The organism is Streptomyces sp. NPDC041108 (assembly GCF_055592645.1).
The window spans coordinates 17524-33158 of record NZ_JBVIYK010000015.1 but is presented as its reverse complement, the minus strand read 5'-3'; the positions used below and the strand labels follow the sequence as shown (position 1 = coordinate 33158).

12 protein-coding genes are annotated in these 15635 nt (G+C 71.6%); 4 read left to right on the top strand and 8 right to left on the bottom strand.

Annotated features, from left to right (window positions below; translation table 11 throughout):
• The first annotated feature begins 55 nt into the window (after window positions 1-55).
• Window positions 56-1084, top strand: a complete 1029-nt coding sequence (locus ACZ6BB_RS32620) for a glycosyltransferase family 2 protein (protein WP_471618721.1) — start codon at window positions 56-58, stop codon at window positions 1082-1084.
• Between the two features lie 64 nt (window positions 1085-1148).
• Here the strand turns inward: ACZ6BB_RS32620 and ACZ6BB_RS32615 are convergent, their stop codons facing one another.
• The 4 genes from ACZ6BB_RS32615 to ACZ6BB_RS32600 form a co-directional block, all read right to left on the bottom strand.
• A complete protein-coding gene (locus ACZ6BB_RS32615) occupies window positions 1149-2819 on the bottom strand; it encodes an LCP family protein (protein WP_471618720.1) in 1671 nt (556 codons plus the stop codon).
• Window positions 2820-3097: 278 nt separating this feature from the next.
• The gene (locus ACZ6BB_RS32610; RefSeq protein ID WP_471618719.1) at window positions 3098-4852 is read right to left on the bottom strand and encodes an LCP family protein; all 1755 of its coding nucleotides are present in this window, start codon (window positions 4850-4852) and stop codon (window positions 3098-3100) included.
• A gap of 243 nt (window positions 4853-5095) precedes the next feature.
• Window positions 5096-6289 carry an LCP family protein gene (locus ACZ6BB_RS32605; RefSeq protein WP_471618718.1) on the bottom strand — a complete coding sequence of 398 codons (1194 nt, stop codon included), beginning with the start codon at window positions 6287-6289 and terminating at the stop codon, window positions 5096-5098.
• Between the two features lie 341 nt (window positions 6290-6630).
• A complete protein-coding gene (locus ACZ6BB_RS32600) occupies window positions 6631-7386 on the bottom strand; it encodes a TIGR03089 family protein (protein ID WP_471618717.1) in 756 nt (251 codons plus the stop codon).
• A gap of 120 nt (window positions 7387-7506) precedes the next feature.
• Between ACZ6BB_RS32600 and ACZ6BB_RS32595 the strand changes: the two genes are divergently transcribed.
• Both ACZ6BB_RS32595 and manB read left to right on the top strand, forming a co-directional pair.
• On the top strand, window positions 7507-8955 hold the full coding sequence (locus ACZ6BB_RS32595) for a peptidoglycan recognition protein family protein (protein ID WP_471618832.1): 1449 nt from the start codon (window positions 7507-7509) through the stop codon (window positions 8953-8955).
• A gap of 257 nt (window positions 8956-9212) precedes the next feature.
• On the top strand, window positions 9213-10295 hold the full coding sequence (manB, locus tag ACZ6BB_RS32590; RefSeq protein WP_471618716.1) for a mannose-1-phosphate guanylyltransferase: 1083 nt from the start codon (window positions 9213-9215) through the stop codon (window positions 10293-10295).
• A gap of 246 nt (window positions 10296-10541) precedes the next feature.
• On the opposite strand, the gene ACZ6BB_RS32585 is transcribed toward manB, so the two are convergent.
• The 4 genes from ACZ6BB_RS32585 to ACZ6BB_RS32570 form a co-directional block, all read right to left on the bottom strand.
• Window positions 10542-11543 (bottom strand): DNA-3-methyladenine glycosylase family protein, encoded by a 1002-nt coding sequence (locus ACZ6BB_RS32585; RefSeq protein WP_471618715.1) that lies wholly within the window; start codon window positions 11541-11543, stop codon window positions 10542-10544.
• A 49-nt stretch (window positions 11544-11592) separates the two neighbouring features.
• Complete coding sequence (locus tag ACZ6BB_RS32580) at window positions 11593-12921, bottom strand: coenzyme F420-0:L-glutamate ligase (RefSeq protein WP_471618714.1); 1329 nt, start codon at window positions 12919-12921, stop codon at window positions 11593-11595.
• Window positions 12918-13925 (bottom strand): 2-phospho-L-lactate transferase, encoded by a 1008-nt coding sequence (gene cofD, locus ACZ6BB_RS32575; protein WP_471618713.1) that lies wholly within the window; start codon window positions 13923-13925, stop codon window positions 12918-12920. The genes ACZ6BB_RS32580 and cofD overlap by 4 nt, the downstream gene beginning before the upstream one ends.
• 74 nt (window positions 13926-13999) lie before the next feature.
• A complete protein-coding gene (locus tag ACZ6BB_RS32570) occupies window positions 14000-14497 on the bottom strand; it encodes a cysteine dioxygenase (protein WP_471618712.1) in 498 nt (165 codons plus the stop codon).
• 717 nt (window positions 14498-15214) lie between these two features.
• Between ACZ6BB_RS32570 and ACZ6BB_RS32565 the strand changes: the two genes are divergently transcribed.
• A complete protein-coding gene (locus ACZ6BB_RS32565) occupies window positions 15215-15478 on the top strand; it encodes a WhiB family transcriptional regulator (RefSeq protein WP_003975777.1) in 264 nt (87 codons plus the stop codon).
• Window positions 15479-15635 lie beyond the last annotated feature (157 nt).

Sequence of the window (15635 nt, the reverse complement as noted above, 5' to 3'; positions counted from 1 at the left end):
ACGCGACCGGGCGGCGCGCGTCGGTGTCCCCCGTTCGCGGTAACGTGAGCCCTCTATGAACGCCAAGCCCGACGTGCCGCTCCCCGCCGTGTCCGTGATCATGCCCGTCCTCGACGAGGAGCGGCATCTGCGCGGAGCCGTCCAAGCGATCCTCGCGCAGGAGTACGCCGGCGAGATGGAGGTCGTGATCGCCCTGGGTCCGTCCACGGACCGCACGGACGAGATCGCGGCTCAGCTCGTGGCCGAGGACCCGCGCGTGCACACCGTCCCGAACCCCACCGGGCGTACGCCCGCCGCGCTCAACGCCGCGATCAAGGCATCCCGCCACCCGATCGTGGTCCGTGTCGACGGCCACGGCATCCTCTCGCCGAACTACATCGCCACCGCCGTACGGCTCCTGGAGGAGACCGGCGCGCAGAACGTCGGCGGCATCATGCACGCCGAGGGCGAGAACGACTGGGAGCACGCGGTCGCCGCCGCGATGACCTCGAAGATCGGTGTCGGCAACGCGGCCTTCCACACGGGCGGTCAGGCAGGCCCGGCGGAGACCGTCTACCTGGGCGTCTTCCGGCGCGAGGCGCTGGAGCGGCAGGACGGCTACAACGTGGAGTTCATCCGCGCCCAGGACTGGGAGCTGAACTTCCGCATCCGGGAGGCGGGCGGCCTCATCTGGTTCTCGCCCGAGCTGCGGGTGTCCTACCGGCCCCGGCCCAGCGTGAAGGCGCTCGCCAAGCAGTACAAGGACTACGGGCGCTGGCGGCATGTCGTCGCCCGCTACCACGAGGGCTCCATCAACCTGCGCTATCTCGCCCCGCCGGCCGCGGTGTGCGCGATCGCGGCCGGTGTCCTGGTCGGCGCTCTGCTGACCCCGCTGGGCTTCGTCGTTCCGGGCGGCTATCTCGCCGCGATCGTGGCCGGGTCGGTCCCGGCGGGCAAGGGGCTGCCGCTCAAGGCCCGCCTGCAGATCCCCGTAGCCCTCGCCACCATGCACATGTCCTGGGGCTTCGGCTTCCTCACCAGCCCCAGGTCCCTGGCGCGCAAGGTCATCGCCTCCCGCCGCCCGGCGGTGCTCGCCGAGAGCTGAGCACGACGGACGTACGCCTCGGGCCCCTCCCTTTCGCGCGAGGGGCCCGAGGCGTGTGCGGGCTCTACCAGGTGAAGCCCGGGCTGACCTCCATGCAGGCGTCCGTCTTCGCCCCGTTCAGCGCGTCCGCCGACTTCGGCGTGCTGTCGTCCGTCTTCTCGGCCTTGTACGTGTCGCCCTCGCGCCAGTCGGCGCCGACGATCAGCGTGACACCGGTGACGTCGGTGGACTTCTCCACCTGGCCCAGCGGGACGCCGAGCGCCTTGGCGACCTCCTGGGCGTCGCCCTCCAGCTCCGCGCTCGGATAGCGCACGACCGTCTTGTCCTCGACGACCGCGGTGGTCGCGTCGGACGTGGACTTGGCGAAGCCCTCCTTGAGGAGGAGCTGCGACACCGTGTGCGCACGGCCGCTGACGGGAGCGAGGGTGGAGGTCATGGTGCCGTTGCGCACCAGCACGCCGATCTCGTCCTTCGCCGCCGCCGGGTCGTCGGAGGCCGCCTCCGCGATGGCGGTCTTCTTCTTGTCCTTGCCGTCCAGCGCGATGTCCTCGCGCACCAGCCGGAACAACTTCTCCGCGTCGCCCTCCTTCGGCACGACGCGCGCGCCGACGTACGTGAACGGCATCGTCGTCATCGTGATCCGGGCCGGCTCGACCTTGCGCAGCTCCGTGCTGAGGTCGTAGAGCTTGGCGACGTCACCCAGGCCCTCGTCGACGGTGAGGGACTCGGTGGCCTTCTCGGCGAGCCTGCGCAGCTTGTTCGGGTTGGTGATCGTGGCGTTCTCGCGCAGCTCACGGACCATCGAGTTCATGTACTGGTGCTGGGCCTTGGCCCGCGCGATGTCGCTGCCGTCCTCGAAGCCGTACCGGGTGCGCAGCCACTGCAGGGCCTGCTTGCCCTTGATGTACGTGGTGCCCTTCTCCAGCTTCAGCCCCGAGCCCTTGCCCTCGCTGGTGTGCGAGTAGATGTTGGCGCTCACGCACACGGGCACACCGCCGATCGCGTCGGCCATCGACACCACACCGGAGAAGTCGACCATCATGAAGTGGTCGACACGGATGCCGGTCAGCTTCTCCCAGGTGGCGACCGTGCAGCCGGGGCCACCGCGCTCCAGCGACTGGTTGGTCATCACATGGGTGAGCGCCCCGTACACCTCGCCGCTGTCCGGGTCGGTGCACTTGGGGATGTCGAGCAGGGTGTCCCGGGGCATGCTGACGACCGACATGTTGCTGCGGTCGGCGGACAGGTGCAGCAGCATCTGGACGTCGGCCAGCGGCGGGCCGTCGAAGGTGTCCCGGGCGCCGCCGAGCTTCTGGTTCTCCGGGGTGTCCCGCGCGTCCGAGCCGATGAGCAGGATGTTCAGCGGGGTCTGCCCGGCCGCGTTCGGCGTGGGCTCGGCGATCTTCGTGTCGCCGAGGTTCAGCTTCTCCTTCTTGATGTTGCCGTTGAGGTGCCGGTAGTAGAGATAGCCGGCACCCGCGGTGCCGAGTATCACGACCGCCAGGACCGTCGCCGACCAGCGCAGCACCCGTCTGCGCCGGGGCTTCGCGCTCGTCTTCGCGCGCCCCCGCCCACCGCCGTCGCCGCGGTTCCCCCGGCGCTGCTGCGGGACCTTGACGTCCGCGTCGCCGTCCGAGCCGTCCGAGCCGCCCCGCGGCTCCAGGTCCCCTTCCTGGTCGCCGGGTTCCTCGACGCGCGGTCGCCCCCCGTCCCCGCGCACGTCACTCCGTACCATCTCCCTGCCCCTCCCCACCCTGCTGTGACGGGGCCGCCCCCGCCTCCTGTTGGACTGTCGAGACCCCGACTCGGATGTACTCATGTTCTGTTGAACGCGTCATGCGTTCCGACCGGATGACACGCGGACATGGGTCGGTACGGCGGCACGGGCCGCCCAAGGCATCACGACGACATCAGAACCGACCGGCCGGGCGCGTCCCCGCGCCCGCCCGGTGAGTCACCGACTTCTCGACCGCACTTGCGTCCTGAAGGACGCGCCATGACCCCCTCAGGTCATCAACTGGCGCACTTTTCCTTGTCCGCGGTGTTCTTCTCGACGTCCAGATCCGCCGCGGACGTCGCGTCCAGCGGCACCCCGGCTCCCTGGAAGTCCTTGCCGAGGGTCAGCACCATCGAGGGCAGCCCCTGGGCGTTGGTCTCGCTGTTGCCCTTGCCGGGCTTCAGCGCCGACGCGGACAGACCCATGAGGTCGGCCAGCTTCCGCGCCTGGTCGGCCTGGCCGGGGTCGTACGCGAGGGTCGTCTTCGACAACGTCTTGTCGGCGTTGCCGAGCTGGCTCGACTTGGTCACGCCGACATCATTCTGCAGCCAGCTGAGAGTGGCCTGTGCGCTGCCGGCCTCGGCACCGCCGTTGTAGACGCTGACCCGGACCTCGGAGGCGTCGGCGCGCTCGCCCTTGAGCTTCGCCGCCTCCTTCTCCTTCTTCTGCTTCTTCACCTCGGTGAGCGAGATGTCGTTCCGGATCGTCGAGAACAGCTGCTCGGCCTTCTGCGGCATGGGCAGCACGGTCGCGCCGTCGGTGTTGTCGACGACCGGGACGGTGGTGAAGGTGATGTTCTTCGTCTTCACCTTGCCGACCTCCTGGCCGAGCGAGGCCAGCTTCTTGATGTCGGTGATCTTGGAGTCGACGGACAGCGCGCTGGTGGCGGCCTCAGCGAGATTCACCACCTTCGTCGGGTCGGTGAGCGTGTCCTCGGACTTCATCTGGCGGATCATCGAGCTGAGGAACTGCTGCTGCAGCTCGATCCGGCTCAGGTCGCTGCCGAGGCCCACGCTGTAGCGGGTGCGCAGGAACGCCAGCGCCTGCTCGCCCTCGATGGTGTGCTTGCCCTCGGAGAGGTCGAGCTTGGACTTGGAGTCCTTGATGGGCTTGGCGAGGCAGACCTCGACGCCGCCGATCGCCGTGGAGAGCGTCTTCACGGCGTTGAAGTCGGCCACCATGAAGTGGTCGGGCTTGATGCCGGTCAGCTCGGTGACCGTGCGCATCGTGCAGCTCGGGGTGCGGTCGTACTGGCCGAGGCTCGTGTTGAACCGGACGTTGGGCGTGGCCGCAATGTCCTTCGTCGAGCCGTCCTCCTGCGTCGTCGGGCACTCCGGAATGTCCACGATCATGTCGCGCGGGATGCTCATCGCCGTCGCGTTCGTCCGGTCCTTGGAGACGTGCAGCAGGATCGTGGTGTCGGCGTGGCCCACGCTGTCCTTGTCGCCGTAGCTGCCGTTGCCCGCGCCGGTCCGCTTGTCCGTGCCGATCACCAGCAGGTTGATCGCCCGGTCCTTGCTGAAGCCGCCGGTGCCCGCGCCGTCGTCCGAGATCTTCTGGATGTTGCTGTTGAGGTGCTGGTAGTAGAGGTAGGCCGCGCCGCTCACCCCGACCAGCACGAAGGCCAGCGTGCCACCCGTCCACACCAGGATCCGCTTGCCCTTCGACTTCTTGGGCTTGGCCTTGGTCCTGCCCCGGCCGCCCCGGCGGCCCGGCAGCGGGTCCTCCTCGGGCGTGCCCCGACGGCGCCGGGGTCCCGGCAGGGTGTCGGGGATCTCCCGGGTGTCCGTGCCCGCCGACGCGGAGGGCGCGGAGGCGCCCGCCGTCGCCCTGGCCCCCGCCGTGGCGGGCGCCGCCCGGCGTGGCCTCGGCACCGCCGGTTGCGGTGCGGAAGGACTCAGTCGCAGTTCGTATTCACCGGTGCTCGGGTTGAGTACCCACTGGTCTGCGGGGTCGATGTCGTCCGCCCGCCCACGGCCTTGCGCGTCCACGGTTGTCTGATTCCTCCGTCGGGGCCACGCGGCGCCTTCCCCCTCAAAGGACGCTCGGGTCTCGATACAACTGGTGCGCGACCGAAGGCCTGACGCACCGGATCGCTCACACTAGCCGCCCGATCAGGCGTCAAGCGACGGCGGTGACAAATTGCACGTCCCTACACCTGGGCAATCTGCCCATTTCCTAGAGCATTTGTTCCTGGTGTTGACGCGCGCTTTACCTGCGGAACCGCTTCGAGGTCACACGCAGTCCTCCTCCGCGGCCGTACTCCCGCGGAAAGTCGGCACCGGATCCGGCGTCCCGGACAGGCTTCCCGAAAGCCGTTCCGCGCGCGCTTCCCGCTTCCCGCCGGGCAGTTCCCGGGCGATCGCCAGGGGTTCGTCGGCACGTAGCCGTGCGAAAAGTCTCCGTGCCGCCGGTTCGACGAGCTCATCACGATTGGCGTCGTACGCATACGACTTCCTGGGAACGGTCAGGAATTGCACCTTTTCCATAGGGATCGTGCGCAGACCGCGCACAAGGTCGTAGAGCCCGCGCAGACTCGCCAGCCCCGGGTCCGTGGTGAGCGACGACGTGGCGGCGTCCAGGACCGGATAGAGCTTCACCGGATTCAGCAGGACGTCATTGCCGCGCACCTTCGCGGCCAGCGCCCCGAGGAATCGCTGCTGGCGGTCCATCCGTTCCGTGTCGCTGCCGTCCCCGAGCGACTTACGGGCCCGCACATACCCGAGTGCCTGTTCCCCGCTGAGTTTCACCCTGCCCGCGGGCAGCCGCAGATCGGCCTGTTCGTCGTGAATGGGTTCGGCGAGGCACACCTCGACCCCGTCGACGGCGTCGACCATCTCCTTGAAGCCGTTGAAGTCCACCACGACGTGATGGTCGATCCGGATGTCGGTCATCCGCTCGACCGTCCGGATGGTGCAGGCCGAACCGCCCACCTGGAACGCGTGGTTGAACATGGTGAACGCCGGCTCGGAACGGCGTCCGTCCGCCCGCCGGCAGCTCGGCACGTCCACCATCAGGTCCCGCGGCAGCGACACGGCGGTCGCGCTCCGCCGGTCGGCCGCGAGGTGCAGCAGGATCGTCGTGTCCGACCGCTCGGTCCCCGAATCGCGCCCGTACTCGCCGTTCCCGTTCCCCGCCCGCGAGTCCGACCCGATCACGAGGATGTTCTGCGCGCCGCGCACGAGCGCCGTCGGCCGTTCCTTCTCGAACCGCGCCAGCTCGTCCGCCGCCGTCCGGTCCGACGTGATGTTCCCGTCCAGCTTCCGGTACGCCGCCCACCCCACGCCCACGGCCCCGAGGACCACCAGCCCCGCCCCGCCCGCCACCCACCGCACCCACCGCCGACGCCGACGCCGGGGCCCGACCCCGGTGGGCGATCCGCCCGCACCGGGACCCAGCCCCACCGCCCTGCCTCCGACGTCGTCCACTTCCGGCCACCCCTCACGGCGTACGAGCGAGTCGCTGTACCTACGACGATGGCGCGAGAGGGTCCTGGAGGCGGCCGGGGCTGGGCCGAATGGGGGAGGGGGTCTTTGGGGTGGTTGAGGGGGAGGGGTGGGCTGCTCGGCGCCCTGAGCGGCGGGAGGGCCGCGCTGCCCGAGCGGCAGCCGCGCCCGAAAGAAGCGCGGGGAACTGCGCGAGCAACCCACCACCCCCTGTGGCCGCCCGACCACCGCACCCCAACGGCGTCACCGCGTCACGGAGAGCCCCGTCACCGAGGGCCGCATGCCAAGGACCGAGTCACGCCATGCCGCACAGCCGCGCAGCATCACCGCGCGGTCGCAGTGACCCGCTCACTCTCGACCCGCTTGGCGAGCGCGTCCTCGTCCAGCTCCCCGAGATGCCGGCACAGCACCACGGACCCGCCGCTCGCGAGCGGCCCGTACAACCCCGCCGAGAGCCCCTCCCACGTGTCGTACCCCAGCCCCGAGAGCAACCGGGACCCGGGCCCCGTCAGCCCGAGACCCCCCGCCTCCGCCCGGGCGCGCTCCACGACCTCCGCCCCGCTGAACTCCCGACCGGCCACGATCAGCGCCGCCTCCTCGGGATCCACCGGCGCGTACGCCACGAACCGGTCCCCCTGTGAGGGCACCTCCACCGCATAGTCGGCGAAGCCGGCCGGAACCTGCGGGAACCGTCCCCCGAGCGGCCGCAGCGCGAGAGCGATCCGCTCCCCGGAGCACGCCCGAGCCGCGTCCAGCGTGTCCGGCCCGCTCACCACGACGTCGGCCGCCCCCGGGTCCCCGCCGATCTCGGCGACCACCCCCACGGACGAACAGGCCAGCAGCCACACCGCCGTCTGCCAGTGCGCCGGCAGCAGCAGCGCGACCCGGTCACCCGGCTCCGCCGACAGCTCGCCCTGAAGGAGATTCGCGGTCTTGGCCACCCAATTGGCGAAGGTGGCCACGGACAATTCGACCCGCTCGCCGGTGGCGTCGTCGTAGAAGGTCACCAGAGGGCGCGCGGGATCCGCGGCCAGCGCGGATCGCAGCAGGTCGGCAGGGGTGCGGTCGGTGGCGTTCACCCGTGTAAGCGTACGCGGGGACCCGTCCGCCCGCGGCCCCGGGCGGACGGCAATCGCCACCGGTTCGGCGGAGCGCAGCCGACGGCCCGTCAATTCCGCAATGGACAGATACGTATGACTATGTCCAGGATCGGACGCATGCGTAGATCACGATTCCTCGCGTCCTCGATCGGCGTCACCTGCGCGGCGGCACTCGCCCTCCCGGCGGCACTTCCGGCGACGGCTTCCGCGGCGACCCCGACGGACTCGTCCTCCACGGCGGCCCTGAACCCGGCGCGGACCCCGGCCCCGACCGCCCCGCTCGCGCTCGCGCCCGCGCCCGGCAGCACCCAGTCCCTCCCCCTCCTCCCTCTCGGCGCGGACCGCAGCCTCGGCCCGGCCGCCGCCGAACAGGGCCTGGGCAAGCGGGACGTACGGTCCTTCTCCCTGGTCGGTGTCGTCTGGGACGACCCGGACACCGAACTCCAGGGTCGCGTCCAGGTCCGCACCCGCGCCCGGGACACCACCCGCTGGTCCGGCTGGCAGGACGTGGAGACGCACAACCACGAGCACGCCGCCGACCCCGACACCGCCGAGCGCGCCTCGGGCCGGGTGCGCGGCTCCACCGCCCCGCTGTGGGTCGGCGACTCCGACGGCGTCGAGGTGCGCGTACGCGCCGAGACCCAGGGCCGTACGACCGCGCCGGGCGTCCAGATGCTCCCGGACGGCCTACGCCTCGAACTGGTCGACCCGGGCTCCGGCACCCTGGAGGGCGCCGCGGGGCCGAACGCCGTGCACGCGGCCGACCCCCCGCCCGTCGGCACCCCCGCGGACGCGCCGCGGCTGGGCACCCTGACCGCCGAGTCGGCCGCCGCCTCCGCCGTCAACGCCGACCTCGCGCCGCTCGGCGCCACCGCGATCCCGGCGCTGTCGCGCAAGGAGACCGAGGAGCGGCTGGCGAACGTGGCGCCCGGGGTGAAGCCGTACATCGGACCGCGCCCCCGCATCGTCACGCGCGCCGGCTGGGGCGCGGACGAGAAGCTGCGCGAGCGTGACTTCCGCTACACCACACGGGTCAGCGCGGCCTTCGTGCACCACACGGCGTCCGGCAACAATTACAAGTGCGCGCAGGCCCCTTCGGTCATCCGCAGTATCTACCGCTACCACGTCGTGAGCAGCGGCTGGCGGGACATCGGCTACAACTTCCTCGTCGACAAGTGCGGAAACATCTACGAGGGGCGCGCGGGTGGCGTCGCGAAGCCCGTCATGGGCGCGCACACCCTCGGCTTCAACACGAACAGCATGGGCGTCGCGGTCCTCGGCAGCTACGGCACCACCAAGCCGCCCGCGGTGGCGGTCAAGGGAATCGCGCAACTAACCGCCTGGAAACTCGGTCTTTACGGTGCGAACCCCAAGGGCAAGACCTACCTCACCTCGGGCGGTGGCAATCTCTACGCAAAGGGCAAGAAGGTACAACTGCATGTGATCTCCGGTCACCGGGACGGGTTCGCGACCGAGTGCCCGGGGGGACGCCTCTACGGAAAGCTCGGTACGGCCCGCACGGAGGCCGCCCGCTATCAGGGCCGATAGCGCGGCCACAGGGCGCAGGGGAGGCCGGGGTGCGAGCCCCGGCGGAGATCCGGTGGCCGGCCGGAGGCCCCCGCACCCGGAAGACAGCACGACCCGAGGGCGCGCTCGCCGCGCCCTCGACGCAACTCCGCCGCCGGCGCGCCTCGCCGCACGCCGACGGCCCGGCGCACGGCCGCGAAGGCGCAGTGGAACGGTCTGCATACACTGGCCGGTCGAATGACAGTTCGGCCGGTCCCGGCAGGAAGCAGAGACGACAGGTGACAGAAGCGATCCTCCTGGTCGGCGGCAGAGGCACCCGGCTGCGTCCGCTCACGGTGCACACTCCGAAGCCCATGGTCCCGGCGGCCGGAGTCCCCTTCCTCACCCACCAGTTGGCGAGAGCCAGAGCCGCGGGTGTCGACCACATAGTCCTCGCCACCTCCTACCTCGCCGAGGTCTTCGAACCCCACTTCGGCGACGGCTCCGCCCTCGGCCTCCACCTCGAATACGTCACGGAGGAGGAGCCCCTGGGCACGGGCGGCGCGATCCGCAACGCCGCCTCGCACCTCCACTCCGGCCCCGAGGACCCGGTCCTCGTCTTCAACGGCGACATCCTCACCGGCCTGGACATCCGCCGCCTGGTCGCCACCCACGAGACGACCGGCGCGGACGTCTCCCTCCACCTGACCCAGGTGACCGATCCCCGCGCCTACGGACTCGTCCCCACCGACGGGACGGGCAGGGTGCTCGCCTTCCTCGAAAAGCCCCAGACCCCCGAGGAGATCGTCACCGACCAGATCAACGCGGGGGCGTACGTCTTCCGCCGCTCGGTCATCGACACGATCCCGGCGGGCCGCCCGGTCTCGGTGGAGCGGGAGACGTTCCCGGACCTGCTGGCGGCGGGAGCGCATCTGCAGGGCATGGTCGACTCGACGTACTGGCTGGACCTCGGCACCCCCGCGGCCTTCGTCCGCGGCTCGGCGGACCTGGTCCTCGGCCGCGCCCCGTCCCCCGCCGTGCCCGGCCGCTGCGGCGACCGCCTCGTCCTGCCCACCGCCCGGGTCGCGGGCGACGCCAAGCTGACCGGCGGCACGGTGGTGGGCGAGGGCGCGTTCGTCGGCGAGGGCGCCCGGGTCTACGGCAGCACGGTCCTGGCCGGCGCGGTCGTCGAACCCGGCGCCGTCATCACCGACTCCCTGATCGGCGCCCGCGCCCGCATCGGCGAACGCTCCGTCCTCACCGGCGCGGTCATCGGCGACGGCGCGGTCATCGGCGCCGACAACGAACTCCGCACGGGAGTCCGGATCTGGTGCGACGCCCAGATCCCCACGGGAGCGCTCCGCTTCTCGTCGGACCAGTGACCGCCGGGAGTTCGTCGGGCGCGGGCGTGTGGGGCCGGTCGCGCAGTTCCCCGCGCCCCTAAAAGCCCAGGCCCTCCGTGGCCCTGAGAGCGTGACCGGCGGCGGGCCTGAAACGCACGGGGCGCAGCCCCTGCTTTCCAGGGGCGCGGGGAACTGCGCGAACACCCCCCACCGGACCCGCAGACGGGGGGCGAAGGGGCGCAGCCCCTGGGGGATGGGACGGGTAGGGGCGGCGGGGGCGAACCACTACAGGCGCCCGATATCCCCCCGCGGCATCCGAGGCGCCCGCCGAGCCGGCCCCCGCCCGGACAACAGAATCAACCGGGCCGCCCGATGCCGCTGCCCCGCATAAGGCTCCAGCAACGACAGCATCACCGAGTCGTCCGCATCCCGGTCCCCCGCCAGCACGAATCCCACGATCCCCGGCAGATGCAGATCTCCCACGGTCACCGCGTCCGCCGCACCATGACTGCGCTGCACCGTCTCCGCCGAGGTCCACGGCCCGATCCCCGGCACCAGCTCCCACCGTGCCCGCGCCTCCACCGGCGACATCCCCACGGCCTCCTCCAGCCGCCCCGCCACCCGCACCGCCCGCAGGATCGTCGACGCCCGCTTGTCGTCGACCCCGGCCCGATGCCACTCCCAGGACGGGATCAACGCCCACTCCCGGGCCGAGGGCATCACGAACATCCCCGGCGGCACGGGCCCCGGCGCCGGCTCCCCGAACTTCCGTACGAGCAGCCGCCACGCCCGATACGCCTCGTCCGTCGTGACCTTCTGCTCCAGCACCGACGGGATCAACGACTCCAGCACCAGCCCGGTCCGCGTCAGCCGCAACCCCGGCCGCCGCCTCCAGGCCATCGCCACGACCCGGTGCCGGGGCACGAAGGCGTCCGGCTCGTCCGCCGCCCCGAGCAGCGCCGGCACCCGGTCGAGCAGCCACTCGCTCCCGGGCCCCCACGCCTCCGCCTCGACGGCCCCGCCCCGCACGGCGACCCGCAGAGTCCCGGCCCCCACCGGCGTCCGGCTCGTCCGCCACACGGACCCGTCCGGCACGGCCCGGAAGGTCGGATCCTGGGGTCCCCGCCGAAGCGGCCCCAGCACGAGCCCCAGATCGAGCGGTCCCTCCGGCACCCAGGTCCGCCGCTTCCCCGCGGCCCCGGCCTGCCGAGGAACCCCACCGGGCACGACGACATGCCCACCCCGCACGGTCGTACGGGTGGGCCGCTGAGGGAAACGTCCGGCCAAGAGGAGGTCCTAAGCAGAGTCGCGATGCCCTATGAGCCTAGGCCGCCGCTCACCGAACCTCGATGAACGCCCCCGCGTCCCGCTCGCCCCGAGCCGCAGGCGCCACGGCCGCGTGTCCCACGGCGACCGCCCCCATCGGGTCCCACTCCTCCGGCAGGCCCAGCACGTCCCGCACGACGTCCCGGCAGAACATCGTCGACGAGACCCATGCCGAACCCAGCCGCTCCCCGGCCAGCGCGACGAGGAAGTTCTGCACCCCGGCGCCGGTCGCGACCACGAACATCTCCCGTTCGGCCGCGTCCCGCCGCGCGTCCCCGTAGAAGTGCGACCCGTCCATCACCAGACAGGGCACCACCAGATACGGCGCGTTGCGCAGGACGTCCCCGCGCCGCACCCGCTTCGCGATGGACTCCTCGCTCTTGCCGTCCCGCCGCAGATCCGCGATCCACGCGTCCCGCATGGCGTCGAGCAGCCGTACCCGGGACTCCTCGGACTCCAGCAGCACGAACCGCCACGGAGTCGTGTGGTGCGGCGCCGGCGCGGTCACCGCCGCGGCGACGGCCCGCCGTACCGCCCCGGGATCGACGGGCTCGTCCGTGAACGCCCGGACGGTCCGCCGCTGCGTCACCGCCAGCCGGACGGCTTCAGAGGTGCCGAGCCGGAACATGTCGTCCCGCGCCCCGCGGACCAGGCCCCGCGTGCCCTCGCCGTCGTCCTCGGCCACCACGTGCCCCAGCCCCCGCACGACGGCGACGGGCCGCCCGGCGGCCTTGCCCTTCACCAGGTCGCCGGCGCCGGCCAGCTCGTCGGCGGTGGCGACGACGGTGGCGCTCAGCGGATTGCCGTGCGCGTCGGTGCCGCCTCGCAGATCGTCGAGGACCCGCACACCGGCCGCACCGATGGCGACATCCGTCAGCCCGCTGCGCCAGGGCCGCCCGAACGTGTCGGTGACGACGACGCCGATCTCGACGCCGAGCGCGTCCCGGACGCCGTCCCGGATCGCCCGCGCGGAGGCGTCGGGGTCCTCGGGCAGCAACAGCACGGTCCCGGAGGGCGTGTTGGAGGCGTCGACCCCGGCGGCGGCCATCACCAGCCCCTGCCGGTTCTCCACGATCCGCAGCGCCCCGCGCCGCGCCACCACCCGCACGGTCTCGGCGTCGATCGCGGCCTCCCGGTCGGCCGCCTCGACGACGCGCCCCTCGGCCTTGGACACGATCTTCGAGGTGACGAGCAGCACGTCCCCGTCGGCCAGCTCCGGCGCGGCCGCGGCGATCAGCTTGGCGAGATCGTCCCCCTCGCGCACCTCGGGGATGCCCTCCAGGGCCCAGACCCGGTACCCGGCACCGGGCGCCAGGTCTTCCCCGCTCTCCGCGCTCATGCTCCCCGTACCTCCTCCGCCAGTGCCAGCGCCTCGCGGGCCATCGCCGCCGTCGCGTCCAGGTCGGTCATCATCAGCGGCACGGCCCGGCACCGGATCCCGGCGCTCTCCACACGTTCGACGACGCCCGCGTCGACCGTGTCGACGAGCCAGCCGTCGAGCAGCCCCGAGCCGTAGTGCTCCGCGACGGCAGCGGCGGTGGACTCCACGCCGACGGCGGCGAGGACCTTGTCCGCCATACCGCGCACGGGTGCGTCACCGACGATGGGGGAGAGGCCCACGACCGGCACCCCGGCCTCGGCGATCGCCTCCCGGATGCCGGGCACCGCGAGGATCGTGCCGATGGAGACGACGGGGTTGGACGGCGGGAAGAGGATCACGTCCGCCTCGGCCACGGCCTCCAGCACCCCGGGCGCCGGCTTCGCCTGCTCGGCGCCGACCGGCACGATCGCCTCGGCGGGCACGGAGGCCCGCAGCCGTACCCAGTACTCCTGGAAGTGGATCGCCCTGCGCTCGCCGGAGCCCGAGCCGGACTCCGAGCCCGACCCCGTGCCCGAGCCGCTGTCGGGCATCGTGACGGCGACATGGGTCTCGACGCGGTCGTCGGTCATCGGGATGAGCCGCACACCCGGCTTCCACCGGTCGCACAGCGCCTCGGTGACCGCGCTCAGCGGAAACCCGGCACTGATCATCTGCGTCCGCACGATGTGCGTGGCGAAGTCCCGGTCACCCAGCCCGAACCACTCGGGCCCGACGCCGTACGCCGCGAGCTCCTCCTTCAGGTGGAAGGTCTCGTCGGCCCGTCCCCAGCCCTGCTCCTCGTCGATGCCGCCGCCGAGCGTGTACATCACCGTGTCGAGGTCCGGGCAGACCTTCAGCCCGAAGAGGTGGATGTCGTCCCCCGTGTTGCCGACGACCGTGATGTCCGCGTCCGGCGCGGCCCGCTTCAGACCGCGCAGGAACCGGGCACCACCGATGCCGCCTGCCAGAACCACAATGCGCATGGAAGCAGTCTCGCAGGCGGGGCCGACAACGGGTCGCCCGCCCGTGACCACGGCCGGTTTCCCGCGGTCCCCGGTCAGGCCGTGACGGCCGGCGCCTGCGCCGCGCAGGACTTCGCGTGCATCGGCATCTCCGTCAGGCCCGGGTAGTAGACGTGCAGACTGACGGCCGGCTCCAGCGTGTCGTTGACGACCTCGTGCGCGTAACCCGGCGCGAACACGCGCTGCGCGCCCGCGCCGAGCACGCGCGTGCCCCGGTCGGTGCGCTCGGTCAGCGTGCCGTCGAGCACCGTCAGTACGCCGGAGGAGCCCCCGTGGTCGTGCAGCCCGGTGCCCTGCCCCGGCACCCACGACAGCAGCCACACCTCGTACCCGGGGCCGGTCTGCAGCCGGTGGTACCAGCGGGTGGTCGCGTCGTACTCGACGAGGTGCTCCCACCGGGAGCGGTCGTCGGCGAGGGAACGGGCCAGTCCGGCGAACTCGGCCACGGTGACCGGGTGTTGGCGCGGCGCCTGGAGGAGGTGCGGTACTTCGAGAAGGTCGCCGGCGATCTGGAGGTCGCTGTCGCTGTTCATGAAGTGGGGAGGTCCTCGACGGAGTGCGTGGGGGAGGGCGGGGTGTCACCTGCCGTCCGCGTGGGTCGCGGGCGGGGTGGGGGCCCGGTCTTCCGGGCGAGGGGGAACAGCGGCCGAGCCGGAGGGCTCAGTGGCAGCCGGAGCGCGTCGGGCTCAACAGCTGGGACAGCAACAGCTACAGCGACAGCGAGCAGCACCGAGGGACCCGGCGGAGCGGGTCGAGGTGAGTGCCAAGTTCGCGAGCATGCCCACAAGCACAGCGGTTCACACCTCCGCTGTCAACTTCCCGTCCGGTATGTGGATGCCGGTTCACCTCTTTCGGTGCATCCGCGCGACGAAAGGTTTGTGCCCGGGGTCTCGGGGAGACATGGCGTCCAACCGGGCAAGCCGTCGGCACGCGCGCGTGGCGGTCGTGGGCGCGTCCGGAGCGGGCCGGCTCGAACGAGTCGGAACGAGATCGAACTCCTGGGCGTCTCTTCCCGTAAGGGAGAGAGAACCCCCACCGGAACTCCCGCCTGCCGTCAGGCTGCTGTCAGGGTTTATGCCGATTTGAACACTTTCCGCATAGCCTTGGTTCCGCAGAGTGAATAAGGGGCTCAATAGCAGATCTCGGCTTGACTCGCCCGTAGCAGCACACTTGTAATTTCACTCGTGTCGTTCAGCCGAAATCGGTAACGGCCGCACGACGGGGACGCGAAAGACGGACGAGGGGCGCACATGACCGAGCTCGTGCAGCAACTGCTGGTCGACGACGCGGACGAAGAACTCGGCTGGCAGGAGCGCGCGCTGTGCGCCCAGACCGATCCCGAGTCCTTCTTCCCCGAGAAGGGCGGCTCGACCCGCGAGGCCAAGAAGGTCTGCCTCGCCTGCGAGGTCCGCTCCGAATGCCTTGAGTACGCCCTCGCCAACGACGAGCGGTTCGGTATCTGGGGCGGCCTGTCGGAGCGCGAGCGCCGCCGGCTGAAGAAGGCCGCCGTCTGACCCGTCCCGGAACACCCGACCCGTCCCGGGCGCAGTCGAACAGAAACAACCGAACATGTACGGCCCGTCGCACGTGGGTTGTCCACAGGCGGCGGGCCGCCGTGCTGCTCAGCCGTTAGTGTGGGCCCTCGTCCGAGACGTCCCGCTGTCCCCGCCG

What these genes read in the sequence shown, in the direction of transcription:
- ACZ6BB_RS32620 (WP_471618721.1), top strand. Translation starts at nt 56, where the DNA reads ATGAACGCCAAGCCCGACGTGCCGCTCCCCGCCGTGTCCGTGATCATG.
- ACZ6BB_RS32615 (WP_471618720.1), bottom strand. Translation starts at nt 2,819, where the DNA reads ATGGTACGGAGTGACGTGCGCGGGGACGGGGGGCGACCGCGCGTCGAG.
- ACZ6BB_RS32595 (WP_471618832.1), top strand. Translation starts at nt 7,507, where the DNA reads ATGTCCAGGATCGGACGCATGCGTAGATCACGATTCCTCGCGTCCTCG.
- ACZ6BB_RS32580 (WP_471618714.1), bottom strand. Translation starts at nt 12,921, where the DNA reads ATGAGCGCGGAGAGCGGGGAAGACCTGGCGCCCGGTGCCGGGTACCGG.
- cofD (WP_471618713.1), bottom strand. Translation starts at nt 13,925, where the DNA reads ATGCGCATTGTGGTTCTGGCAGGCGGCATCGGTGGTGCCCGGTTCCTG.
- ACZ6BB_RS32570 (WP_471618712.1), bottom strand. Translation starts at nt 14,497, where the DNA reads ATGAACAGCGACAGCGACCTCCAGATCGCCGGCGACCTTCTCGAAGTA.
- ACZ6BB_RS32565 (WP_003975777.1), top strand. Translation starts at nt 15,215, where the DNA reads ATGACCGAGCTCGTGCAGCAACTGCTGGTCGACGACGCGGACGAAGAA.